This is a genomic window from Advenella sp. FME57, from assembly GCF_014897675.1.
In the GTDB taxonomy this organism is placed as follows: Bacteria; Pseudomonadota; Gammaproteobacteria; order Burkholderiales; family Burkholderiaceae_B; genus Advenella.
This window is the reverse complement of the sequence record NZ_JABUXU010000005.1, coordinates 161,969-183,908: the sequence shown is the minus strand read 5'-3', so window position 1 is coordinate 183,908 and position 21,940 is coordinate 161,969. Positions and strand designations below refer to the sequence as shown.

15 protein-coding genes and 1 pseudogene are annotated in these 21,940 nt (G+C 53.7%); 9 read left to right on the top strand and 7 right to left on the bottom strand.

Annotation, left to right across the window (positions count from 1 at the left end):
* Window positions 1-86: 86 nt before the first annotated feature.
* The 4 genes and pseudogenes from INT32_RS22360 to INT32_RS08015 all read left to right on the top strand — a co-directional run.
* Window positions 87-260, top strand: a pseudogene (locus INT32_RS22360) (helix-turn-helix domain-containing protein); the annotation flags it as partial.
* A gap of 683 nt (window positions 261-943) precedes the next feature.
* Entirely contained in the window at window positions 944-2,488 is a 1,545-nt protein-coding gene (locus tag INT32_RS08025) for a Re/Si-specific NAD(P)(+) transhydrogenase subunit alpha (protein WP_193088206.1), read from the top strand.
* Window position 2,489: 1 nt separating this feature from the next.
* Window positions 2,490-3,881 (top strand): Re/Si-specific NAD(P)(+) transhydrogenase subunit beta, encoded by a 1,392-nt coding sequence (gene pntB, locus INT32_RS08020; protein ID WP_193088205.1) that lies wholly within the window; start codon window positions 2,490-2,492, stop codon window positions 3,879-3,881.
* Window positions 3,882-4,099: 218 nt separating this feature from the next.
* A complete protein-coding gene (locus INT32_RS08015; protein ID WP_193088204.1) occupies window positions 4,100-5,017 on the top strand; it encodes a pseudouridine synthase in 918 nt (305 codons plus the stop codon).
* 20 nt (window positions 5,018-5,037) lie between these two features.
* Here INT32_RS08015 and INT32_RS08010 read toward each other — a convergent pair whose 3' ends face one another.
* The 4 genes from INT32_RS08010 to INT32_RS07995 all read right to left on the bottom strand — a co-directional run bounded on the left by INT32_RS08010 (window position 5,038) and on the right by INT32_RS07995 (window position 9,200).
* On the bottom strand, window positions 5,038-5,820 hold the full coding sequence (locus INT32_RS08010; protein WP_193088203.1) for a phosphodiester glycosidase family protein: 783 nt from the start codon (window positions 5,818-5,820) through the stop codon (window positions 5,038-5,040).
* An 87-nt stretch (window positions 5,821-5,907) separates the two neighbouring features.
* The gene (locus INT32_RS08005; RefSeq protein ID WP_193088202.1) at window positions 5,908-7,521 is read right to left on the bottom strand and encodes a PepSY domain-containing protein; all 1,614 of its coding nucleotides are present in this window, start codon (window positions 7,519-7,521) and stop codon (window positions 5,908-5,910) included.
* Between the two features lie 90 nt (window positions 7,522-7,611).
* The gene (locus INT32_RS08000; protein WP_193088201.1) at window positions 7,612-8,145 is read right to left on the bottom strand and encodes a DUF2946 family protein; all 534 of its coding nucleotides are present in this window, start codon (window positions 8,143-8,145) and stop codon (window positions 7,612-7,614) included.
* 230 nt (window positions 8,146-8,375) lie between these two features.
* Window positions 8,376-9,200: a TauD/TfdA family dioxygenase gene (locus INT32_RS07995; RefSeq protein ID WP_193088200.1), complete on the bottom strand. Its 825-nt coding sequence runs from the start codon at window positions 9,198-9,200 to the stop codon at window positions 8,376-8,378.
* 112 nt (window positions 9,201-9,312) lie between these two features.
* Here INT32_RS07995 and INT32_RS07990 point away from each other — a divergent pair, with 112 nt between their 5' ends.
* The 5 genes from INT32_RS07990 (at window position 9,313) to INT32_RS07970 (ending at window position 13,704) form a co-directional block, all read left to right on the top strand.
* Entirely contained in the window at window positions 9,313-10,212 is a 900-nt protein-coding gene (locus INT32_RS07990) for a LysR family transcriptional regulator (protein WP_193088199.1), read from the top strand.
* A gap of 237 nt (window positions 10,213-10,449) precedes the next feature.
* A complete protein-coding gene (locus INT32_RS07985; protein ID WP_193088198.1) occupies window positions 10,450-11,445 on the top strand; it encodes a tripartite tricarboxylate transporter substrate binding protein in 996 nt (331 codons plus the stop codon).
* 5 nt (window positions 11,446-11,450) lie between these two features.
* Window positions 11,451-12,176 carry an SDR family oxidoreductase gene (locus tag INT32_RS07980; protein WP_193088197.1) on the top strand — a complete coding sequence of 242 codons (726 nt, stop codon included), beginning with the start codon at window positions 11,451-11,453 and terminating at the stop codon, window positions 12,174-12,176.
* A 19-nt stretch (window positions 12,177-12,195) separates the two neighbouring features.
* On the top strand, window positions 12,196-12,957 hold the full coding sequence (locus tag INT32_RS07975) for an SDR family NAD(P)-dependent oxidoreductase (RefSeq protein WP_193088196.1): 762 nt from the start codon (window positions 12,196-12,198) through the stop codon (window positions 12,955-12,957).
* Window positions 12,958-13,281: 324 nt separating this feature from the next.
* Window positions 13,282-13,704, top strand: coding sequence for a VOC family protein (locus INT32_RS07970; RefSeq protein ID WP_193088195.1), 423 nt, complete (start codon window positions 13,282-13,284; stop codon window positions 13,702-13,704).
* A 19-nt stretch (window positions 13,705-13,723) separates the two neighbouring features.
* On the opposite strand, the gene INT32_RS07965 is transcribed toward INT32_RS07970, so the two are convergent.
* From INT32_RS07965 to tssI, 3 genes are all read right to left on the bottom strand, one after another.
* Window positions 13,724-14,575: a sulfurtransferase gene (locus tag INT32_RS07965; RefSeq protein ID WP_193088194.1), complete on the bottom strand. Its 852-nt coding sequence runs from the start codon at window positions 14,573-14,575 to the stop codon at window positions 13,724-13,726.
* A gap of 741 nt (window positions 14,576-15,316) precedes the next feature.
* Window positions 15,317-15,634: a hypothetical protein gene (locus INT32_RS07960; protein ID WP_193088193.1), complete on the bottom strand. Its 318-nt coding sequence runs from the start codon at window positions 15,632-15,634 to the stop codon at window positions 15,317-15,319.
* Window positions 15,635-15,809: 175 nt separating this feature from the next.
* Window positions 15,810-21,926, bottom strand: a complete 6,117-nt coding sequence (tssI, locus tag INT32_RS07955) for a type VI secretion system tip protein TssI/VgrG (RefSeq protein WP_193088192.1) — start codon at window positions 21,924-21,926, stop codon at window positions 15,810-15,812.
* Window positions 21,927-21,940 lie beyond the last annotated feature (14 nt).

Sequence of the window (21,940 nt, the reverse complement as noted above, 5' to 3'; positions counted from 1 at the left end):
CGAGGTCTGTTGAATGTCGCTTTTGATTGCATTAACGCATCAACCACTCCTACAATACAAAATGTTTTTTAATAAATTCCCATATTATGGACACCAAACAGCAAGCCGGCGCACAGAGCATCCGCCGCGCACTCTCGCTGCTGCGCCTGATCGCGCAGCACAATGAACACGGCCTGACGCTGAGTGAGCTGACCGCCTTAAGCGGGCTGGAACGCTCCACAGCGCATCGGCTGCTCACCTGCCTGCTCGAAGAAAATTTTGCGCGCCGCGAAACCGACGGCAAACGCTTTCAACTGGGCATCGACGCCATGCAAATGGGTTTTTCCACCATGCACCATGCGCCGGTGATCGATCAATTGCGCCCCCTGGCCATGAAGCTGTCGCGCCTGTCCGAAGACACCGTCTTCCTGGTCATACAGCAAGCCGATCAGGTGCTGTGCCTGCTTCGCGAACACGGTGCATTTCCGGTGCGCATATTCACCATTGGCGTCGGTGAAAGGCGTCTTCTGGGCATTGGCGCCGGCGGCCTCGCATTGCTGGCAACACATACCGACGCCGACATCGAGGTGATCTACAAACGGCATGAACAGATCTATCGCAAGTCGGGGTTGTCATTGCCCATGCTGCTGGAAAAATGCCACCTGACCAGGCGCAACGGCTATGCCTCGATTGAAAGCACCATCACACCCGGCGTTGCCGGCGTGGGCTATGCATTCTCGGTCTCAGCCATCACGCAAGTGGCCTTCAGCTTTGGCGCAATCACGCCGCGTCTGACTGGCCAACGGCGCACGCAAATGGGTCACCTGCTGATTGAGGAATGCACAATCTGGCAGCAAAAACGCCTGATCAGGCCAATCGCCTTGCAAAACACGTCAGTCTCCGTATGATGTAACTTTCCGGTTACTGACGCCCCGAAAACGGGGAGGCTACAAAGGAGATCTGCATGCAGATAGGGATAGTAAAAGAACAACTTGCCGGGGAGACGCGTGTCGCCGCCACGCCGACCTCGGTAGAACAGCTGCTCAAGCTGGGATTCACCGTTGTGATCGAATCAGGCGCAGGCGCCGCAGCAAGCTTTGACGATGCCGCCTACGAAAAGGCGGGCGCCAGCATCGCCCCTGCCGATCAGGTGTGGCAATCTGACCTCGTCTACAAGGTCAATGCGCCCGACGACACTGAAATTGCCCGCATGAAAACGGGCGCCACGCTGGTCAGTTTCATCTGGCCGGCACAAAATCCCGAACTCGTGCAGAAACTGTCTGAGCACGGCATCACCGTGCTGGCCATGGACATGGTGCCGCGTATTTCGCGCGCCCAATCGCTTGATGCCTTGTCATCCATGGCCAATATTGGCGGCTATCGCGCCGTTATTGAAGCCGCGCATCATTTCGGACGCTTTTTCACTGGCCAGATCACTGCTGCCGGCAAAGTGCCACCAGCCAAAGTGCTGGTTATCGGTGCCGGTGTGGCCGGTCTGGCAGCCATTGGTACCGCAGGTTCGCTGGGCGCTATCGTACGCGCCTTCGATACCCGCCTGGAAGTGGCCGAACAAATTGAATCGATGGGCGGCCAGTTCCTGAAACTGGAGTTTGGCGATGAAAACGGCTCGTCTTCCGACGGCTATGCCAAAACCATGTCCGAAGAATTCATCAAGGCGGAAATGGCGCTGTTCGCCGAGCAGGCCAAAGAAGTGGATATCATCATTACCACAGCCCTGATTCCCGGCAAACCTGCACCCAAGCTGATCACACGTGAAATGGTCGACTCCATGCGCGCCGGTTCGGTCATCGTGGATATGGCTGCCGCAGCTGGCGGCAATTGCGAATACACCGAGCCCGGCCAGGTCATCACGACCGCGTCCGGCGTCAAGGTCATTGGCTATACCGACCTGCCCGGCCGCCTGCCCGCCCAGTCTTCACAACTGTACGCCACCAACCTTGTGAATCTGAGCAAGCTCATGAGCAAGGAAAAAGACGGGCAGATTCTGCTGGACCAGGAAGACACTGTTTTTCGCAATATGACCGTTGTGCATAACGGCAGCGTTACCTACCCGCCTCCGGCGATTCAGGTCTCCGCAGCGGCCAACAAGCCTGCAGCCAAGAAAGTAGAACCCAAACCAGTCAAACCACCCAAATCGCCCGCCTTCAAATTCGGCGTCCTGGCCCTGGTATGCGTGATTTTTGCCTGGATCGGCACCAACGCGCCCGCAGAATTTCTGTCTCACTTCACGGTGTTTGTCCTGTCCTGCGTTGTCGGCTATTACGTGGTCTGGAACGTGACACACGCCCTGCACACACCATTGATGTCGGTCACCAATGCCATTTCCGGCATCATTGTGATCGGCGCCGTGGTGCAGATCGGCCACGGCTCCGGCCTGGTCAATATCCTGGCCTTTATCGCCATCCTCATTGCCAGCATTAACATTGCCGGTGGTTTCCTCGTTACACGGCGCATGCTGAAAATGTTCATGAAAGGCAAAGGAGAATAAGATGGGTGCAGGATTCGTTACGGCCGCGTACATTATTGCGGCATTGTTTTTCATTGCCAGTCTGGCCGGTCTGTCCCGCCAGGACACCGCCCGTTATGGCAACGGTTTCGGCATGGCCGGGATGGCCATCGCCTTGATCGCAACCATTTTGGGCCCCAACTCCGCCTCGGTGATCTGGGTGATCGTGGCCATGCTGATCGGCGGCGCCATTGGCCTGCATCTGTCACGCAAGGTAGAGATGACCCAGATGCCTGAACTGGTTGCCGTTTTGCACAGTTTCGTGGGTCTGGCCGCCGTGCTGGTCGGCTATAACAGCTATATCGAAGCACAACAGCACGCCATGCCCGAAGGCGCGTTACTCAATATTCACCTGACCGAGGTATTCCTGGGCGTGTTCATTGGCGCAGTCACCTTTACCGGTTCGATTGTGGCCTTTGGCAAGTTGCGCGGCAGCTTCAGCTCCAAGCCGCTGTCTTTGCCACACAAACACAAGCTCAATGCCGCGGCGCTGGTTGTGTCTTTCATCCTGCTGTGGATCTTCGTCTCTAACGGCGGCTCCACAACGGCACTGATTATCATGACCATCATTGCACTGGCCTTCGGCTGGCATCTGGTCGCATCCATTGGCGGCGCCGATATGCCGGTTGTAGTTTCCATGCTCAACTCATACTCAGGCTGGGCCGCAGCGGCAGCCGGCTTCATGCTGGCCAATGACCTGCTGATCGTGACCGGCGCCCTGGTCGGTTCATCCGGCGCCATTCTGTCCTACATTATGTGCAAGGCCATGAATCGCTCGTTTTTATCAGTGATTGCCGGCGGGTTCGGCACGGATGGTAGCAGCAGTGGTAGCAGCGAAGAAGAGACCGGCGAATACCGTGAGATCAAGCCCGAAGACGTGGCCGAGATGCTCAAGGGCGCCAGTTCCGTGGTCATCGCCCCCGGCTACGGCATGGCGGTGGCGCAGGCGCAGTATCCGGTCGCTGAAATCACATCATTGCTGCGCAAGCAAGGTATTGACGTGCGCTTTGGCATCCATCCTGTTGCAGGCCGCCTGCCCGGTCATATGAACGTGCTGCTGGCCGAGGCCAAGGTTCCCTATGATATCGTGCTGGAAATGGACGAAATCAATGACGACCTTTCTGATACCGATGTGGTCCTGGTCATTGGCGCCAATGATACAGTCAATCCCTCTGCCAGCGAAGACCCGGCCAGCCCCATTGCTGGTATGCCGGTACTGGAAGTGTGGAAAGCGCGTGATGTGGTGGTGTTCAAGCGCTCAATGAACACCGGCTATGCCGGCGTGCAGAACCCGCTGTTCTTCCGCGAGAACTCCAGCATGTGTTTCGGCGACGCCAAGGCAACCGTCGAAGCCATTCTGGCTGCTCTGAGGTAATCTATTGGCAATGGCAGGCATCGTCGCAAGCGGTGCCTGCCGCGAACCGGACAAGCATTAAAGCGGCAGGGCCCTGGTATGTAGCGGACAATGCGCCATGCCAATTGCAATAGCAACAGCACCGCCGCAGCATCATTTCATCTGCCATATACAACCGATCTGCCCGTCCTGCAATTTCCTATTTGCGGTTTTTATTTTCATCACACTTTGCCTGCTGTATGTCTGTGCTCCCCCCGCTTCCTGTCAAAAATGGCGTCGCGCCCAGCCGGGTCTACCTGCCGCGCGAAACCTGGCCCGATCTGCTGAGCTTTATGCTCGCCAAGTTCCCACGTATGGACGCCGACGTTCTTCGGGCAAGGCTGGCCAAAGGCGATATGGTGGACCCGCAGGGCAAGCCATTCTCGCTGGAGAGCCCCTTCCCTCCCGACACCTGGCTCTGGTACTACCGGGAAGTGCCCGTGGAAACGGTCGTTCCGTTCGATATCGACATTCTGTACCAGGATGAATTGCTGATTGCCATCGACAAGCCTCATTTCATGGCCAGTATTCCCGGGGGCCGCCATTTGCACCAGACGGCGCTGGTGCGTCTGCGCGATCAACTGGGTAACCCGCATATCAACCCCATTCACCGACTGGACCGGGACACGGCCGGCGTTCTGGTGTTCTGCGCAGACCGGGATCGCCGCGGCGTGTACCAGACCTTATTCCAAACCCGATCCGTACACAAAATTTATGAAGCAGTTGCACCCTGGCGTGGTGACCTGACGTTCCCCCTGTTACGCGAAAGCCTGATCCGTCGCAGCGGACAGGTCTTTGTCATGCACGAAATTGACGGCCTGCCTAACAGCCGCACCCGGATTGAACTTCTGGCGCACAACGGCACACTGGGTCATTACCGGCTGGAGCCGGTCACGGGCAGGAAGCATCAATTGCGCGTGCATATGAATGCCCTGGGCATGCCCATTTGCAATGACGAATACTATCCGGAACTCAAACCGCTGCGCACTGATGAAACATTTGACAACCCCTTGCAGCTGCTGGCGCGCAGCATGCAGTTTACCGATCCGGTGACCGGCATGGAGCGTTATTTCGAAAGTCGACGCGAGCTGGAAATGACAGCCCGAATCCACAAGTGAAATAGTGCGGCGATCAGTGTCTAGCGCACGGTAGTGTCGCGAATACCGAACTGATTTGCGACACTGCGCTCCAGAAACAGCTGACGCGATGGCAGGACGTTAACGCGTTTGTTATTGATGACCAAAGTGGTACTGCTGCCCCCATCCAGATTGATCGCATCGCGCACGCCAAGCGAACGGTACAGCCTGGCAAGCTGGTTCAATGTAAACCCGTCAAAACCAGGCAGCCTGCCTTCTACGACAACAATATAAAGCCAGCGCCCATCACGACTGAGACCCACTGACGTACGCGGATGCGCCCCGCGCGCATTGCGATTGCAACTGGCTGAAGCGCCTCGTGGACAGACATAGGTGCCGCCGCGCAGATTCTGCCATCCTGAAATGACGGTACGCCACTGTGGATCCACCTTGGCCTTATGGTTGGGCTTATCGATCCGGCAACGGTTATCGGCCGTGCAGGCCAGAAACGCGTGCTGGCGCGTATCGCGGGTGTTGCTCCAGCGACGACCATCGCTGATGACCAGGCCCTGCGGCCGGTACTGAGGGTCAAAAAAAGAGGCATTGATGGCGACATTGAGTCGATTGCGAAACGCAAAATTCTTGACTGTGGTGGGTGCCGTTCCAATCGCAGTACCCACCAGCTGAATCGATGGGCAGGACAAATCGATCTTGACGATATGCACATGCGCGCTATTTTGCGACGTATGCGCAATGCAGGGCGAGACCTGTTCGGTGCTCTGTGCAGCCGCAGGTGCAAGCGCTCCCAGGCACCATCCCATCAATACAGCGAGCAGGGTTTTCATACAGCAATGCATCCGTGGGGTTGTTTGTCCAGGGACAGAGTATACCAACCGACAGAATATCCGGTCAGCCTCTCCGACATTCCCTTATCACACCGTGTTTGTCCTGAACCCATTTACGCGACGATAACGAGCCATACACCACCGGTCCAGCAGCCATACTACCAGCATGCTTGCGCCGGTCACAGGAAAGACCAGGCCGAACATCACCAGTCCGATCATCCAGCCCCGCATGCTGGGTAGCGCATCGGGAACGCGGGGCGCGCCCAGACCGCCCGCCGGACGACGTTTCCACCACATGACAAAGCCGGTCACGGCCATGGTGCACAGGCCCAGGGCAATAATGGCACAGAGCAACTGGTTGATCCAGCCGAAATAGGTGCCCATATGCAGGGACACGGCAAAGGAAATAATTCTCGCGATCACGCCGTACTGATCATAGGAAACGCCATTGATGACCCTGCCGCTGTACTGATCCACATTCATCACTTTTTCGCCGGTGGGATCACCCGGGTAATAGGAGACCGAATAGACGCCGGAGCGGTTCGCCGGAAGCGCAATCGAATACTCGTCGGCAATATTGCTGGCGTGCGCCAACGCCATGACCTGATCCAGCGGAATCGGCTCGGCTGCCCCTTCATGCTGGCCATGGCCGCTGGGCATCGCCATCGCATTGTTTGCGCCTGCCTTGTCGGCACCATGGGCAGCATGATTGTCGTGGCCTGGCTGCGCCTCATTCGCCTCATGCGCCTGGTGATGCTGGCCCCGGTGCTCTGCATGCACTGAAGCGCGCGGCTGTTGCGCCGATGATCCCGATTGCGGGACAGGCAGCAGACCCGCCCCCCAGGCAGTATGCTCCAGCGGCAAATCCTGCACGCGGGTGGGCGCAACTGCCTCTGCTTTGTGCCCCTCATGCGCCTGCGACGTGCTGCCAGGTGGATCCGGTGGATAGCCCAAATTGACTTGCGCCACCAACTGCTTGAACTGCGTGCCCCAGGTGCTGGTCCATGGCAGCCCCGACAGGACAAAAAACACCGCGCCGGCAGCCAGGATAATGCCCAATGTTGCATGAATTTCACGCCAGAACGGGCGGCCCTTTTTCTTCACATCCGGCATCATGGCCTGTTTCAGGCCATTTTTCCGACGTGGCCACCACAGCGCCACACCAGTGCCGACCATGATCAGCGTCCAGCAGGCAGCCAGCTCCATCAACACTTCTCCGGTTTTACCCAGCAGCAGACCGCGATGAATCTGGCGCGCCAGGCCGATCCAGTAGGTTGCGTTGAAGTTGAGCGTGGGCATTTTGGCCAGCACCTGGCCCGAATAAGGATTCAAGAAAATACTGGACTTGCCCTGCACCGGATCCGAATAGGTAAATTGCGCGCTGCGATCGGGTGCATTATGAATTTCAGCCGTCAGAATAGGTACGCCGACAGGCGTACTGTCCTGGGCGATTTCATAGAGCGTTTGCTGCGGCAGCCTGGGCGAGGCCTGGGGCGTGACATACAGCTGCGACTTGTAGGCCACCGCCTCGATTTGAGGCTTATACAGATAAATAGTGCCGGTAATACCGAGCACGATCAGCAAAGGCATGACAAACAGGGCGGCATAAAAATGCCAGCGCCAGAGCATGGCATAACGGGCCATCGGCAAGGCGGCCGCACCAGCAGTTTCGGCCGAGGGGTGTCGCGTACGGGACATCATGAGATTTCCTGAAAAACAGATAACGATGCGGCGACAGGATGCACTGCGAGGCTAAGCCGCAGCATCATGTCGACATGGGAACAGCGTTTTTTAGGAAAATACCGGAGGGGCGCGTGACAGGGGCACAAAGGCCGGCTGCGCATAATAGGAGGCATGCTGATGTTGTGGCGCTATCCGGCCGACAAAGCCATAGGACATGGTCGGCAAGTTTGCGCTGTACAGCAACGGCAGATGATGGGTGAAGAAGCCACAATAAAGACATTCGACGTTGTGATCGGCGCTGTGGCCTGAGGAGGCAGGAGAATCACTACCGGCCAGGGAAGCGAACAATGTCGGCATCCCGCCATGCGCGGCGTGAGTAATGCTTAAACCAGCGGTGGCCTCATCAGCGTCTGCGTGTGTGCTGTGGCCGCTGGCCGGCAGCCCGGGCGATGTCGTGCTGTTCTGAGCCACGGCAGGCGCCTGGACAGCCTGCGCACCATAACAGATATCAGCCATGAAAATGTCGTTGCCGCTGCCCTGATAGCGGTTTTTCAATGCATTGACGCCAGGCATGAACACGGCCAGGCATACGGCGAGTATGCCCAGCCACACGGTCATGCGAATGCCTGTCGTTCGTTTCATCGCTGTAATCGGTATTGATCTGCAAAGTAATCCAGCTCAAATTGCCAGACAAAAGCAGTTTACCCGAAAACGCTACAGGCGCAGTACCGATTATCCGGCTCGATGGCAATACGCCTGCCGATGCACTGCGTTCACCAACCCGCTAGCATCGCACAACGCTACGTACTCGTCTGCCTCGGCTTCTTACGTTGCTGTTCAGGAAAAATGCGTGCTCGAGCACTGGGCTGTTTTTACCGAGGCTTGACGCCCTTGACGGTGATGCGATGCATTTCTCGCCGCTGCCCGGGATAATCGTTAATGGCATAATGCATCGTACAGCGGTTATCCCAGAAGGCGATTGAGCCCTTCTGCCATCTGAAGCGGCAGGTGTTTTCAGGCTTTGTACTGTGATCGTATAGATAATTGAGCAAGGGCAGGCTTTCCTCGCGCGTCATGCCCTCGAACGCATGCGTAAAGGGGCGATTGATAAAAAGACATTTCCGCTGGGTCTCTTCGTGAGTACGGATCACCGGATGAGCCACGTAATTTACACCCACTGTCTCCAACAGCTTTGTTGATCGTCCCTCGTTGCGCGCGGCAACATTGCCGGTAAGGTATTCGTTGGTATGGATGGCCGACATGTCTTCAAGCAGCTTTTTCATGCTATCCGAGAGGTTCTCATACGCCCGATAAAGATTGCACCATAGGGTATCTCCCCCGAAAGATGGCACTTGCCGGGCATACAGCACCGAGCCCAGAGGCGGCATTTCCTGATATGTTTCATCGGTATGCCAGGTGTCTCCAATAATCCCAGTATCCGTGGCTTCCTTGATCACGGGCATGATTTGCGGATGAGACTCCAGCGTCTTGTAAACCGGGCTTGTACTGATTTCACCGAATTGCTGCACAAAGGCAATATGTTCCTGCATCGATAACTCTTGATCGCGGAAAAAAATCACACAATGATCCAGCAGAGCCTGACGTACATCGGCCAGAATCGCCGACGAAAACGGCTTGGATACATCCAAACCAAAAATCTCCGCCCCGATGGTTCCGGTAAGCTTCCTGATTTCCATGAAATTGTCCTCCAATTGAGCTCTGATCTGAGCAACAGAGGGGAGTATAATTGTTCACTATTATGATAGTCCAATATAGTTTTATCCCATTATTAATATGAAAATAAGATAAATGATCGATATTAAAAAATTGCGCTATTTTGTCGCCGTCGCAGAGGAACAGCACTTCAGCCGCGCTGCGGAGCGTCTGGGCATCAGTCAGCCGCCTTTGAGCGAGCATATTCGTGCACTGGAACAGGAACTGGGCTGCGCCCTGTTTTGCCGTACCACGCGAAGCGTATCGCTGACCGATGACGGCATAAGTCTTCTTCCTCATGCCCGTCGCATTCTTGCCGATCTTGACCAGTGTGCAGAAGTCATTCGGGATGCCCGATTACGAAACATGAACACCTTGCGCCTTGGAATATTACATGCACATGCCTATACGTTTTTACCGCGATTGCTTGCGCAATGGGCCAACACCCGGAAAGACGTCAGGATCAAGCTGGTTGAACATGCAACACAGAATCAAATCGCCGTCCTGACAACCGAAAATGTCGATCTCGCCTTTGTCCGGGAACCCGTGCATGACCAGAACGTCGTCGTCACTCGGCTATTCTCCGAGCCTTATTGGATTGCCATTCCTGAGGGCTGGACGACCCATGCCGGAGATCAAATATCGGTCACCGAATTGCATAATCAGCCGATGATAGGTTTTCCGAGCCATCATGCCAGCGGCAGCACGCGCGCGTTGTTTCGGGACTTGTTCATCAAGCACAGGATCAAAACGAGTGATTTTCTGCAGATAACCACCATGCATACTGCGCTCGCACTTGTTGCGGCAGGACAGGGCTTCTGTCCCGTACCAAAGTCTCAGCGCAGGCTGTCGATGTATGGAGTGAAATATCTTCCTCTGATGCAGACAAGTCCGCAGTTATCAGTGGGCATTGCAAGCAAACAACACGCAATGGACCCGTTCGTGCAGTCTTTTGTCGATTTTTGCGTCTTGTATTTTAAGCAAGACGATTGGTAGTCAGCACTTGCCCCACTGATCGCGATGTATCGCGTACCGGGCAAAAGGTAATCTAATATTTATAGCAAAACGATTAACAATCAGGCCTTGAAATTGTATAAACCATCGGCACGTCCCATGATACCTTTGTTGATGTCGGCAAACATGGCGTGCACGTTAGCACGACAGGCATGAATCTCAATCGTACGCCCTTCGAATTGAGAACGACCATAAACAAGAGGCTTCGGAGACACTGAAATGAACTATAAAATATTGACATTAGGTGCCATTTCTATACTGGGCACCAGCGTTGTTACTTATTCCCATGCGCAAACAAGCAACGGCGAGCAATGGCCCGCCCATCCGATCACCTGGATCGTCGGCTATGCGGCAGGCGGCACCACAGACATCGTCGCCCGCACCGTCGCAAAAAAAACCTCGGAAAAACTGGGACAGGCCATTATTGTGCTCAACCGGCCAGGCGCCAACAGCAACATCGGCGCTGTCGCTGTCAAACGGGAAAAACCTGACGGGTATACGTTCTATGTGGGCAGCGCTGCCAATACCATCAATCACACGTTCTATAAAGATGCCGGCTATGATATTACGTCGGACTTTGCGGCGGTGTCCCTGTTCGGAATCGTGCCGAATCTGCTGGTGGTCAATCCCAAGCTTTCCATTAAATCGGTCAAAGAATACATCGACTATGCCAAGGCGAACCCGGGCAAGCTGACCTGTGGCTCATCAGGCACAGGCTCCACAATCCATATGTCCTGTGAACTGTTCCAAATCGAAACCGGCACCGATGTTTTGCATGTTCCCTTCAATGGCAGCGGGCCGGCCATGACTGCCTTGTTGGGCGGACAGGTCGATTCCGTTTTTGAAAATATGCCAACTGTCAAACCCAATGTTGATGCCGGCAAGCTTCGTGCACTTGGCGTTACGACCGGAAAAAGATGGCCGTTGACGCCCGATATTCCTACCCTGAGCGAATCCGGCGTACCCGGCTTTGCGGTCCAGACCTGGTTCGGGCTCTTTGCGCCCAAGGGCACTGCCAAACCGACTATCGACAAGATGAATCAGGCGGTAAATATATCGCTCGCCGATAAAGAAACGCAAGATACTCTGGTCAACCGCGGCGTAGGTATGCCACCAGACCCGAATACGCCGCAGGCCTTCTCCGACGTGGTCAAAGCAGATGTCCAGAAATGGGCCAAGGTTGTTAAAGCCTCTGGGGTCATGGCCAAGGAATGACGACAATGGAAAATCCAAGAACCGTGCTTATTACCGGTGCCAGCCGTGGTATTGGACTGGCGCTGGCCGAACGCGCTGACCGGGACGGTCATACGGTTATCGGTCTGGCGCGTTCAGCGCCTGAAGGCGCATTTCCTGGCAAGTTCTACTGTGCGGATTTGGCTGACGCGCGGACAACCGCCGAAACGCTGACTCAGATCTGCGCAGAGAATGAAGTCGACAGCATTGTGAACAACGCCGGGCTGACAACCAATAGCACTGTTCAAGACACCTCCATTGAAGAGCTCGATAGAATCCTTGCTATCAATGTGCGTGCCCCGTTGCAATGTGTGCAAGCCTGCCTGCCGTCCCTGATTCGCTCACAACGAGGAGCAGTGATTAATATTTCAAGCCGGGCAGCGCTTGGAATGCCTCGCCGATCGGCCTATGCGGCTGCAAAAAGCGGCTTGATCGGCTATACCCGAACATGGGCACTGGAACTGGGCAAGCACGGCATCACGGTCAACGCTATTGCGCCGGGACCGATTGGCACTGCGCTTTTTCACAGCAACAATCCCATGACTGAAGAAGAGACGCTGGCACTGCAAAACCGCATCCCTTTGCGTCGGCTGGGAGAACCGAATGACATCGCCGGACCTATCGCGTTCCTACTCTCGAACGACGCACGATTCATGACCGGCCAGGTATTGTATGTTTGTGGCGGGCTTTCGATCGGTGCCGCGCCGATATAACCGCTATCAGAGGAAATGAATGATCAATAACAAACCCGCCGTCGCACTGATAACCGGGGGAGCAGGCAAGATCGGTCTGGCTATTGGTGAGCGTCTTGCGCAAGATGGACACCGAATTGTCCTGGTTGATATTTCAGCATCTGTACACGTTGTGGCGCAGGAACTGCGTGATCGCGCTATCGACGCGCGTGCAGTTCAGATCGATATCACTGATCCCCAGGCAGTCCAGACGCTTCCAGAACAGCTGGGAGATTGGTGGGCAGACTTATCCATTCTCATCAATAACGCAGGCATTTCCCCAAAGGCAAACGGGCAAAAGAGTCCCGTCATGAACATGTCATTGGAAGAATGGAATTCAGTCATGGCGGTCAACCTGAACGGAATGTTTCTGGTTACGCGCACGTGCCTACAAAGTATGCATAACAGGGGATGGGGTCGCATCGTCATGATTGCCAGCCAGGCAGCACGTACCCGCACCATCGTTCCCGGCGCCCACTACCAGGCAAGCAAGGCTGCGACAGTGGGATTTGCGCGCGTGCTGGCAGCAGAGGTTGCACAATACGGCATAACCGTGAACTGTGTCGCACCCGGCCGGATCGAATCGAATATGACTGCCGCTGTCGATACAACGACAAATACTAGTCTGGCCAGCGCAATTCCGGCAGCCCGGATGGGTGCACCGTCAGAAGTCGCCGAGGCTGTAGCCTATTTCACATCTGAACATTCCGGCTACTGCGTCGGCGCAATTCTCGATGTGAACGGCGGAAGTTTCATGCCTTGAAAACATACCACCGCACCCGTACGTTTTTTCATAAAAAGAGCAACCGCTGACGCTATTGGTTTTCCGGGCAATGGCGATACGATGCATATAGAAAAAGATAATGCACTTGTCATAACCAGGCTTTCTGTGTTTTTATTACAAGAACAGCGGGAACGAAAGGAACAACAATATCAGGCATGACGACCGTTCAGGGCAAGGTTCAAAAACTGACCATATCTTTCCTTCACTCCCGCGCTGCCTTGGCTTTGCTTGCGTCAGTCTCATCTGGCAGGCTATCTCATACATCGTTTTATTTACCCGCAGTTTTTTTCAGGAGCGCATCGCATGAAACCCCATATCACCGTTCTGACGCTGGGCGTGGAAGACCTGGAAAAGTCCCTGGCCTTTTATCGAGATGGGCTGGGCCTGGCCACAAAGGGCATCATCGGTACTGAATTCGAAAACGGTGCCGTGGCTTTTTTCGACTTGCACAATGGCCTGAAACTGGCCCTGTGGCCCAGAAAGAGTCTGGCTGTCGATACCGGTCTATCTGAGACACCGCGCTCAATGCTCGAACTGAGTATCGGCCACAATGTAGACAGCAAGGACGAAGTGGATCGCGTAATGCAGGAAGCACAAGCGGCCGGTGCCACCATTGTCAAGCCGGCACAGGATACCTTTTACGGTGGCTATGCCGGCTATTTTTCTGACCCGGACGGTCATCTCTGGGAAGTTGTCTGGAATCCCGAGCTGGCAACACTGGGTTAGCCAACTGAACGCACCCGCGTCACTCCATTGCGACCGGCGCGCCGCCGGTATTGGACCACTGGCTCCATGAGCCGGGATACAGCGCAGCGCCCGATAAACCTGCCACTTCCATGGCCAGCAGATTATGGCAAGCCGTCACACCCGACCCGCACTGACTGATCACGCTCTCGGGCTTTTTCCCCTGCAGGCTGGCCGTCAGTTCCTTGCGCAAGGTCTCGGCATCCTTGAATGTCCCGTCCGCTTGCAGGTTGTCTTTGAAAAAGCGGTTGGCTGCGCCGGGAATGTGCCCGCCAATCGGATCCAGGGTTTCGTTTTCACCACGGAAACGATCAGGACTGCGGGCGTCCAGCACCAGCCTTTCAGCGGCACTGATGTTAGCCAGCACTTCGTCATAGTCCACCGTCTGGGTCAGTGAATCGCGCAGGGTCAGCATCCCTTCCTTGGCCGGCTGCGGCGGCTCGGTGGTGACTTCATATCCGCCTTGCTGCCACAGCTTGAAGCCACCATCCAGCACCGATACATTGTCATGGCCGATCCAGCGCAACATCCACCACAGCCGGGCCGCAAACATGGAATCATTGGCGTCATAGCACACCACCTGGGTATCGTCGCTGATGCCGATGGCTGCCATCTTCTGGGCAAACAGTTCACGTGCCGGCAAGGGATGACGCCCCTGTTCGGCAGCCCCCTTGGTACTGAGTACCTGGTCCAGATCAACATGCCGGGCGCCAGGAATATGGCCGTCATTATAGAGCTGCAGGCCCTGGGACGGATTGGTCAATTCGAAACGACAATCGCACACGACCAGGTTGCTGGCGGTGTCCAACAGGTTTGACAGTTCCTGTGCACTGATAAGAGGATTTGCTTTCATGTTTTTTCTTCACTGTTTCAGGTTGCGGTTGCATGGCCAGGGCAATCGATGCCGAATCTGCCTGCATCCAATTGCGGACATGTTGGCTGCAGGTTTCCGAGCAACACACACACCCAATTGCCCAGGATAGTTGGCCACCAATCAGGTTGCAATCTTGCTTTCCAAGACGCTTACGCAGGTTGCGATGGCCGCGCATGGTCGGACTTAGCTCCGGTGTGGGCTCAATGCATCCCATGCAGGCTTCCTATGCAAACATCTGCAACCATAAGTAGCGCCTGTAGTCCGTCTGGCGCACACGATCCTGCCACTCTGGTCCGGTTCCAGCATAACATGCCCGGCAGGCACAAAGCGGCGAAAACACTGTCCGTCTTTGACGGCACTGAATGTCATGCAGGAGGCACAGGATGCCCTAAATCGAAGCCGCTTGCCCTTCAGCGACTTGCCATTGCGTAAGTTGCATCGCAGCTCACGCTGACGCCATCCGTAAAGGCTGGGATCATAAAAAAGGGACGAAGCGATGACCTGGATTTCGCTTTTGCTTTGAATGCAGGCGCAGCTTGTTTTTATTCTCCGTATGCCAGAAGAGTACATTCAAAGCCCGGTGAGTAACAATTGCCATGACTGATTTTTCTATGTGCTAAGCCAATTAGCCACGCTTGTCTTTTTAAAGAACCGCAAGCATAATCTTCACCCATTTTGTCTGTCAAAATTTGGCAGGAACGCATCGCCAAGAAGGTGTAATCACAGGTCACGAAACGTGTCATTCTTCAAATAATAGTCCAGTCCTGCAAGAAAGTCTTGGACTGTCGGGCGCTCTTTCTGTGCCTTGGCATTTTCAATGACATCGACCAGCAAATCCCCATGATAGAACAGGTGCAAGTTGTTCTCGGCTACAAATACTGGATAAATTTCTTCATGAGTATCGAGCGACACATCCGGAAATGCATCAAGAAAACATAGCGGATCTTCAGCAGCTGACGGCATATCCTCTTTTGTATACAGGCAGTAATTGTCAGCATCCAGCTCGCCCGTGGCAACTGCGCTAACAATTTCACTCAAACGTATCTGCTTTCCGGCTTCATATTTTTCCATGGCAGTCAATTTCTCCAATTTTTAACTTCAAAATACATAACGTATATTTATACATATCCAAAGCCCAATTCAGCGATCTGAATACCCGCACGAACCAGTTCACACGTCTCGACCGATATGGCACCAGGATAACGCAAAACGATTAACATGCTTTAGGCTCACCCGTACGGCCATCCAGCTTACCGTTTCTTCCCTGCTCCCCGCCACCCCAAATATCACGGCCTCCTTTTCCTGTCGGGTGATATAGAGCATGATTACTTCGATGGTCGTTACGATCTACCAGCACGAGTCGACCAGTGTCTTCATGATGATGCCAGGTAAAACCGGGAGTTCGTTTCCCATTTTGATTATCTAGCCAACCGGCCATCTCGGGCTGTCTGCGCAGGATATCCCTTCTGAACGTCGGGTCCGAATTCATTCTTTCCATAAGTCTGTTGTCTGCCAGCCTGAACTGCACCGCATCACTGGCAAAACGGTCGCCATCCCCGAGTATGTAATTGAAAAAAATATGATATTTCCCATTATTCGGCCGGTTCGCAAGACCCAAAGGATCGCTCCAACCTACGGGATTGGGTGCATACAAGTACAAATTTTCGCCACCGACCAAACCGATGGGATCCTGCTGAATAAATCGACCCACTTGCGGATCGTAATACCGGAAAGTATTGTAATGCAGCTCCGACTCTTCATCCCAGTACTGTCCCTGAAATCGAAGGTTGTTGACAAAGGCTTGGTCCTCACTGTCCGTTACAATGGTCGCTGGCCCAAGCGCTTTGTATTGGGCTCGCCACACAACTTCCCCTGTATCATTCAACACGGACTGCGGCGTGCCAATTTGGTCACAGATGTAATAATACAGGCGATGATTTCGTGCTGTACCAGCAGCAGACTGAGTATGCTTAGTTGTCACATATTGCATCAACGGCTCAAACCCGTCGTCTTCATATAGATAATGTGTGACAGATCCCACATCGTCTCCGGATTCTTCGAATGCCATTGTCATGCCATCCCAACCGTAAAGAATGGGACCGGCCAAGGATGTTGAGTCCGATGCATATATGCATTTGCCGATCCGACGCCCGATGGGATCATAAAAATAGCGGACAGTCGTGAATTCAGGCCTATCGTTATTGCGACGGTCTACTTGTACCAGTCGATCAAATCCGTCCCAATGAAATTGCTGCGTTCCCTCAGGTGAAACCTTTCTGGTCACATTACCCCTTGAGTCGTATTCAAAGTGTATGCCAGCAATATTTTTCAGCAGGTTTCCCAGCACAGGAGATACTTGCTCTGGCAGAGTATTGTCCGACAAATGGCGGTTGTCATGCTGTCCATTCATTCGATCAACGGCAACATGCTCTTCATGTCGCGAAAGATTTCCCGCCGGGTCGAAAGTAAACAATTCGTCCAACTGGGGTGTTCGCACCGACATGAGTCTGTCCAGAGGATCATAGCGATAGTGAATCATGCCGACGGCGGATTCGTCGACTATTTTCAATCGTCCTGCTCCGTCATAGTGATATTCTCGGTTGAAAACAGATTGCGGCACGTATTGACCTATCGTTACCGCGTGTCGGCTTAATCGTCCTGTTTTATCATAACTTTTATTCTGAAAAACTTCGTTGCCCCCAGTGCGCTTGACCTCTCGATGCAGGTTATCGCGCTCAAAATCGACGACACTATTTTGGTTTACAAGAATCCCATGTAAATATCCAGATCCATAGCGCAGAAAATCGATCTCTGTTCCATCTGGTCGTTTACTCGAAACACGATTTGATAGCTCATCATAACTATGCTTCCAGCAATAACGGCGTTCAATATCGTCCAATATATATCTATGATCTTCGGTCAGCAGGTTACCCATGTGATCGTATGAATATGTCAGTTGACAATTCTGATTATTCGCTTGAATTAACCGTCCTGCAGCATCGTATTCAAAGCGCTCCGTTCCGGATGGGCTGGAACGCGAAATCATCTGGCGTAAAATATTGTATTGAAATGATATGATCTTATTTTCCACACGCATGTTGGTCAGCACACCCGTGTACTTATCGTAATGGTACTCTGTGGACCTACCATCGAACCCAATTTGCATAACCAGTCTACCAAGCGGGTCATAACTAAATTTTGTCATATCTCCATTTTCGTTCACCAACTCAGAGAGTCTGCCCTTCCTGTCGTAGTTATATTTAAAAATTTGCTGCAAAGGATCCACACGGAATATCAGATCTCCTGAAGCATCATATTCATAGGTTCGAGTTCGGCCCAATGCATCCTTATATTCAAGCAGTCGGTTCTCCGCATCGTATTGCAATTGAACAATCAATTTCCTGTCATGCTCTATTCCCGCTACCGTGCCATTTTCTGCATATGTATAGGAGAGGACCTCACCTTCTGCGTTAACGACCATGCAAACACGGTCGCGATCATCATAACTCCACGTGGTCGTCTTATTTGAGCAGTCAGAATAGGTTTTTATCTGGCCGCTCGCAGTATATGTAATACGCTTTGTATTCTGCTTTCCATCTACGACAAGAATAGGTAGTCTCTGATTGTTGTATACGTATTCTGTACGATGTCCAAGTGGGTCCACCTGCGCGGACAGATTACGCTGTTTATCATACTCCCGCTGCCAGAGCGCGCCCGACGGCTCGTGGATGCGAACAGGACGGTTGAACTCGTCATACTCCCATCGGACAGCTAAGCCGTCCTGACGAACCATTTCAACCATATTGTCACGAGAGTCATAGATAAAGCGTCTGCTCGTACTGTCGGGGAACGTAACCGACGTGATATTGTTGAATTCATCCCGCGTACGGACCAGCCTTGTTCCGTCGCTGTAATGTATTTCATTAATATAGTTTTCCGAATTGTAAACATAGCGGGTTGTCTGCCCCAACGCGTCCGTCACATAACTGCTATTGTTTTTCCGATCCCATGAAAACCTCGTTTCACGGGATCCGTCATCTGCATATTCCAACAGACAGCGAGCCGTAGGTTCATTACCGTCCCATTCAAGATTTATTCCCCTATCGGTTTTGTCCGTATAACGTGTAATCAAATGGTTCGAATAGGTATAGTGATACTTATTGCCATACTCATCAGTCGCCTGGACAAGATCCCCCTGTTCGTCATAGAGATAGCTGGCAAGCGTTTCATCCAGAGAACCTCCGCTTTCTGAGTCATTGCGCTGTTGCCCGATGCGGATAATACGCCCACTATCATCATGCTCGAAATTTACTGTGTGTATATCTGTTTCAAGTCGTAAAAGCAGCCCTGTCTGCGTATAGAATAAGTGCGTCGCGAGATCGTTTATATCGTATATTACTTGCAGTTTAAATCCATTTTCTGATTGCTTATAGAGTTCTCTGCGGCGGTCCTTGTGATTGACCATAATCGTGTCGACAGAGGGCCGGCTCCACGTAAACTGTTCCTTTCGGTCGTAAAATGACTCACCGACATCCAGATATGGACGGTCGATTTGACGTCCTTCTCCACACAAATAAATCAAATTTTTTCCATTGTCATCGATTCTGATCGTGTAATCATTAAGCCACCGGTGCCCCAAAGCCCCCCTTTCATCAAAGGCAGTACAGTTGGATCGATAGGTACGTTTCCAAATGATAGGAATGGCACCAGGCAGTTCAAAATCCAAATGCGAAAATGTCTCGTCACCCATCGCAAAGCAGACGGACTGAGCGGTAGCATCGGCACCACTTCCCATGGGCGCCATACTGGCAGCAGTGCTCAATACATTAATTGAAGTGTCAAGGTTTATACAGCGCTTGCAGTTTGCTGGCGGCTTTTCAGCATCCCCCCTGTTCCCGTTCCCATCCTTGTCGCCTTTTCCGCCCTTGCCGCCATCACCCCCGCTGCCGTCCTTGCCCTTGCCTTTTGTACCGACGCCGCCACCGCCGCCGGGACGTTTGATCTTAAAGCCCTTGTCCAGCTCAATGCCTGTGATGTTGACGTTGAGCAGACCCATTTTCTGATCCTGCCCGCCCAGCTGAATGTTGGCGCCATACAGGCCGATGTTGGCTGCCTGCATGGAGTCACCCATGCCGTATAGCTTGATATCGGCAATATTCTGGTTGTGATTATGTCCCGCGACCATCACATCCTTGATACCATCCACACTCAAATCCAGCGTGTAGCTCTTTTTTCTGGTGACGGTATTGTTGTCCAGCATCAGCGCCGTTTCCACATTGACCGGACTCTCCTTGATGATCTTGCCCGGTGTCTGCACAATTCCAGGGCCGGCAGAGCTGATGTCCAGCGAGCCACCCGCCTTGATATCAATTTCTTCCTGGGTGGATTCGGAATAGATCGTGGGCGACGCCATGGTGATGTCGCCAGCCCGCAACTGCGAACCCGACTTGATATTGCTGGTCTCCCCGGTTCCGACGGTTTCCGACACGGTGCCATTGACCGTCTCTTCATCATGGGTGGTGGTCGTGATATGCAATCCCTGCAACGTATGGCTGGCCTGCCCACCAATGGTGCTGGTCAGCGCTCCCGTAATGGTTTCGTCCACACCATCATTGAACGACTGCTGCAGATTGGCGCCTATCTGTTCGTCCAGTGAGCCCTGTACGGTCCGATTGTGATCCGCCTGGTAGTTTTTGACCGCGCCGGCGGCCATGGTGATATCTGAGGTGCTGTGCGCGGTGTGAGAGCGTAGCCCGCCGATAGCGGACACGACATTGCCTGCCACGTCGTGCGTCTGGTTGTTCTTGACATGCGTATCCATATCTTTTTCAGCCACCATGGCCAATAGTTCGCTGCCCTGCCGGTCTTCAAACATCAGCTTGTTCGCGTTGGCGGGCGTGCCGTTTTTGCTGCGGGTAAGAAAGCCGCTTTGCGTGGCATCGTCCGGCAAATTCACAGGTGGCATATTGCTGGCGTTGTAGACTCGCCCCACCGCGATTGGACGATCGACATTGCCGTTGATGAAGTCCACCACCACTTCTTCGCGCACCCGCGGGATTTGCACCCCACCGAAACCACCGCCGGCCCAGGGGTTGGACACTCGTATCCAGCACGAGCTGTTCTCGTCCATTGCGCCTTCACGGTCCCAGTGAAACTGTACCTTGATACGACCGTACTTGTCGGTCCAGATCTCTTCGCCTTGCGGACCCACTACGGTTGCCGTTTGCGGGCCATTCATTTTCGGGATGGGCGTACTACGCGCAGCGCGATACTGCACATTGGCAGGAATATGCCGGGAGGCCACAACATACCGTGCTTCGTCATCGGGCTGATCATGGCTGGCATAGGCCGGATTCTGTATGTCATAGTCAGTATGAACAACCAGATATGCCTTATTTTCCGCCTGATGAGGGTAGTTTTTCAGCGTGAAGATATAACCAGGCGCCATCGTCCGTACATTTGAACGAGCCACAGCCTGCTCCTGCAAACATTGCAGGGACTGCAGATGCACTTTGACATAATGTTCAGAATCGGATGAGTCTACGTACCCACCCATGGGTTCATACATTTCCAGATCCAGGCTCTGGGTTGCCCGCAGACTCGTCCTGCGCTTGGCGCTCATGTCTGCCAGCGGCTTCTGAAAGTCGTAATCCATGGTGGCATAGCCCGTGGACGTCAACTCGCCCGACACCTGCCAGTCGGCAATACATTCCTGCATGGCGACGGAAAGCCGATCGTCCGGATAAAAGGGAATCACAGGCAAAACCGGCAACGGATCGTGCGACTGGGCCTCGTCTGTCAACACCAGGACATGACGTGATGCTTCATGGCGGAACCAGTAATAGATGCCCTCGTGCTCCATGAGCCTGCTGACAAAACTGAAATCGGTTTCCTGGAACTGGACGCAATAGCCCCACTTGCGATAACTGTTCATCAGCCGGACTTCAACATCGAAGTCGTATTTTCCAAGCACCTTTGTGATAATGTCGACTGCTGTTTCATTCTGGAAGATGCGGTTGTCGCTGTTCTGCGTCGCGTACCACAACCATGATCTGACCGTCGCCTGATAAATGTAATAACGCGGTGTCCCGGTCTCGCGATGCAGTAATTCGAAGCCAGTCACAACGCCGTTCAGAAAACGGGGTGATGCGCCCGTCTCTATTTCGAATGTCACAGATTGCCCCAGCATGGATTGCAGATCCAGCTTCGCGTGTTCTGAAACAAACCGCACCGTCCATTCGGACAGGCAGGATAGCCCTTCATGGCCCTGCAGGGACTTGAATTTAAGCGCGTCGCCCAGCGGCGTGATGGCATTGACTATACGGTTCATGACTCTGCTCTGTC

Excerpts from the sequence above, each read along its gene's own strand:
- INT32_RS08025 (WP_193088206.1), top strand. The coding sequence starts at position 944 with ATGCAGATAGGGATAGTAAAAGAACAACTTGCCGGGGAGACGCGTGTC.
- INT32_RS08010 (WP_193088203.1), bottom strand. The coding sequence starts at position 5,820 with ATGAAAACCCTGCTCGCTGTATTGATGGGATGGTGCCTGGGAGCGCTT.
- INT32_RS07970 (WP_193088195.1), top strand. The coding sequence starts at position 13,282 with ATGAAACCCCATATCACCGTTCTGACGCTGGGCGTGGAAGACCTGGAA.
- pntB (WP_193088205.1), top strand. The coding sequence starts at position 2,490 with ATGGGTGCAGGATTCGTTACGGCCGCGTACATTATTGCGGCATTGTTT.
- INT32_RS07990 (WP_193088199.1), top strand. The coding sequence starts at position 9,313 with ATGATCGATATTAAAAAATTGCGCTATTTTGTCGCCGTCGCAGAGGAA.
- INT32_RS07980 (WP_193088197.1), top strand. The coding sequence starts at position 11,451 with ATGGAAAATCCAAGAACCGTGCTTATTACCGGTGCCAGCCGTGGTATT.
- tssI (WP_193088192.1), bottom strand. The coding sequence starts at position 21,926 with ATGAACCGTATAGTCAATGCCATCACGCCGCTGGGCGACGCGCTTAAA.
- INT32_RS07975 (WP_193088196.1), top strand. The coding sequence starts at position 12,196 with ATGATCAATAACAAACCCGCCGTCGCACTGATAACCGGGGGAGCAGGC.
- INT32_RS07985 (WP_193088198.1), top strand. The coding sequence starts at position 10,450 with ATGAACTATAAAATATTGACATTAGGTGCCATTTCTATACTGGGCACC.
- INT32_RS07965 (WP_193088194.1), bottom strand. The coding sequence starts at position 14,575 with ATGAAAGCAAATCCTCTTATCAGTGCACAGGAACTGTCAAACCTGTTG.
- INT32_RS07995 (WP_193088200.1), bottom strand. The coding sequence starts at position 9,200 with ATGGAAATCAGGAAGCTTACCGGAACCATCGGGGCGGAGATTTTTGGT.
- INT32_RS08000 (WP_193088201.1), bottom strand. The coding sequence starts at position 8,145 with ATGAAACGAACGACAGGCATTCGCATGACCGTGTGGCTGGGCATACTC.
- INT32_RS08015 (WP_193088204.1), top strand. The coding sequence starts at position 4,100 with ATGTCTGTGCTCCCCCCGCTTCCTGTCAAAAATGGCGTCGCGCCCAGC.
- INT32_RS08005 (WP_193088202.1), bottom strand. The coding sequence starts at position 7,521 with ATGATGTCCCGTACGCGACACCCCTCGGCCGAAACTGCTGGTGCGGCC.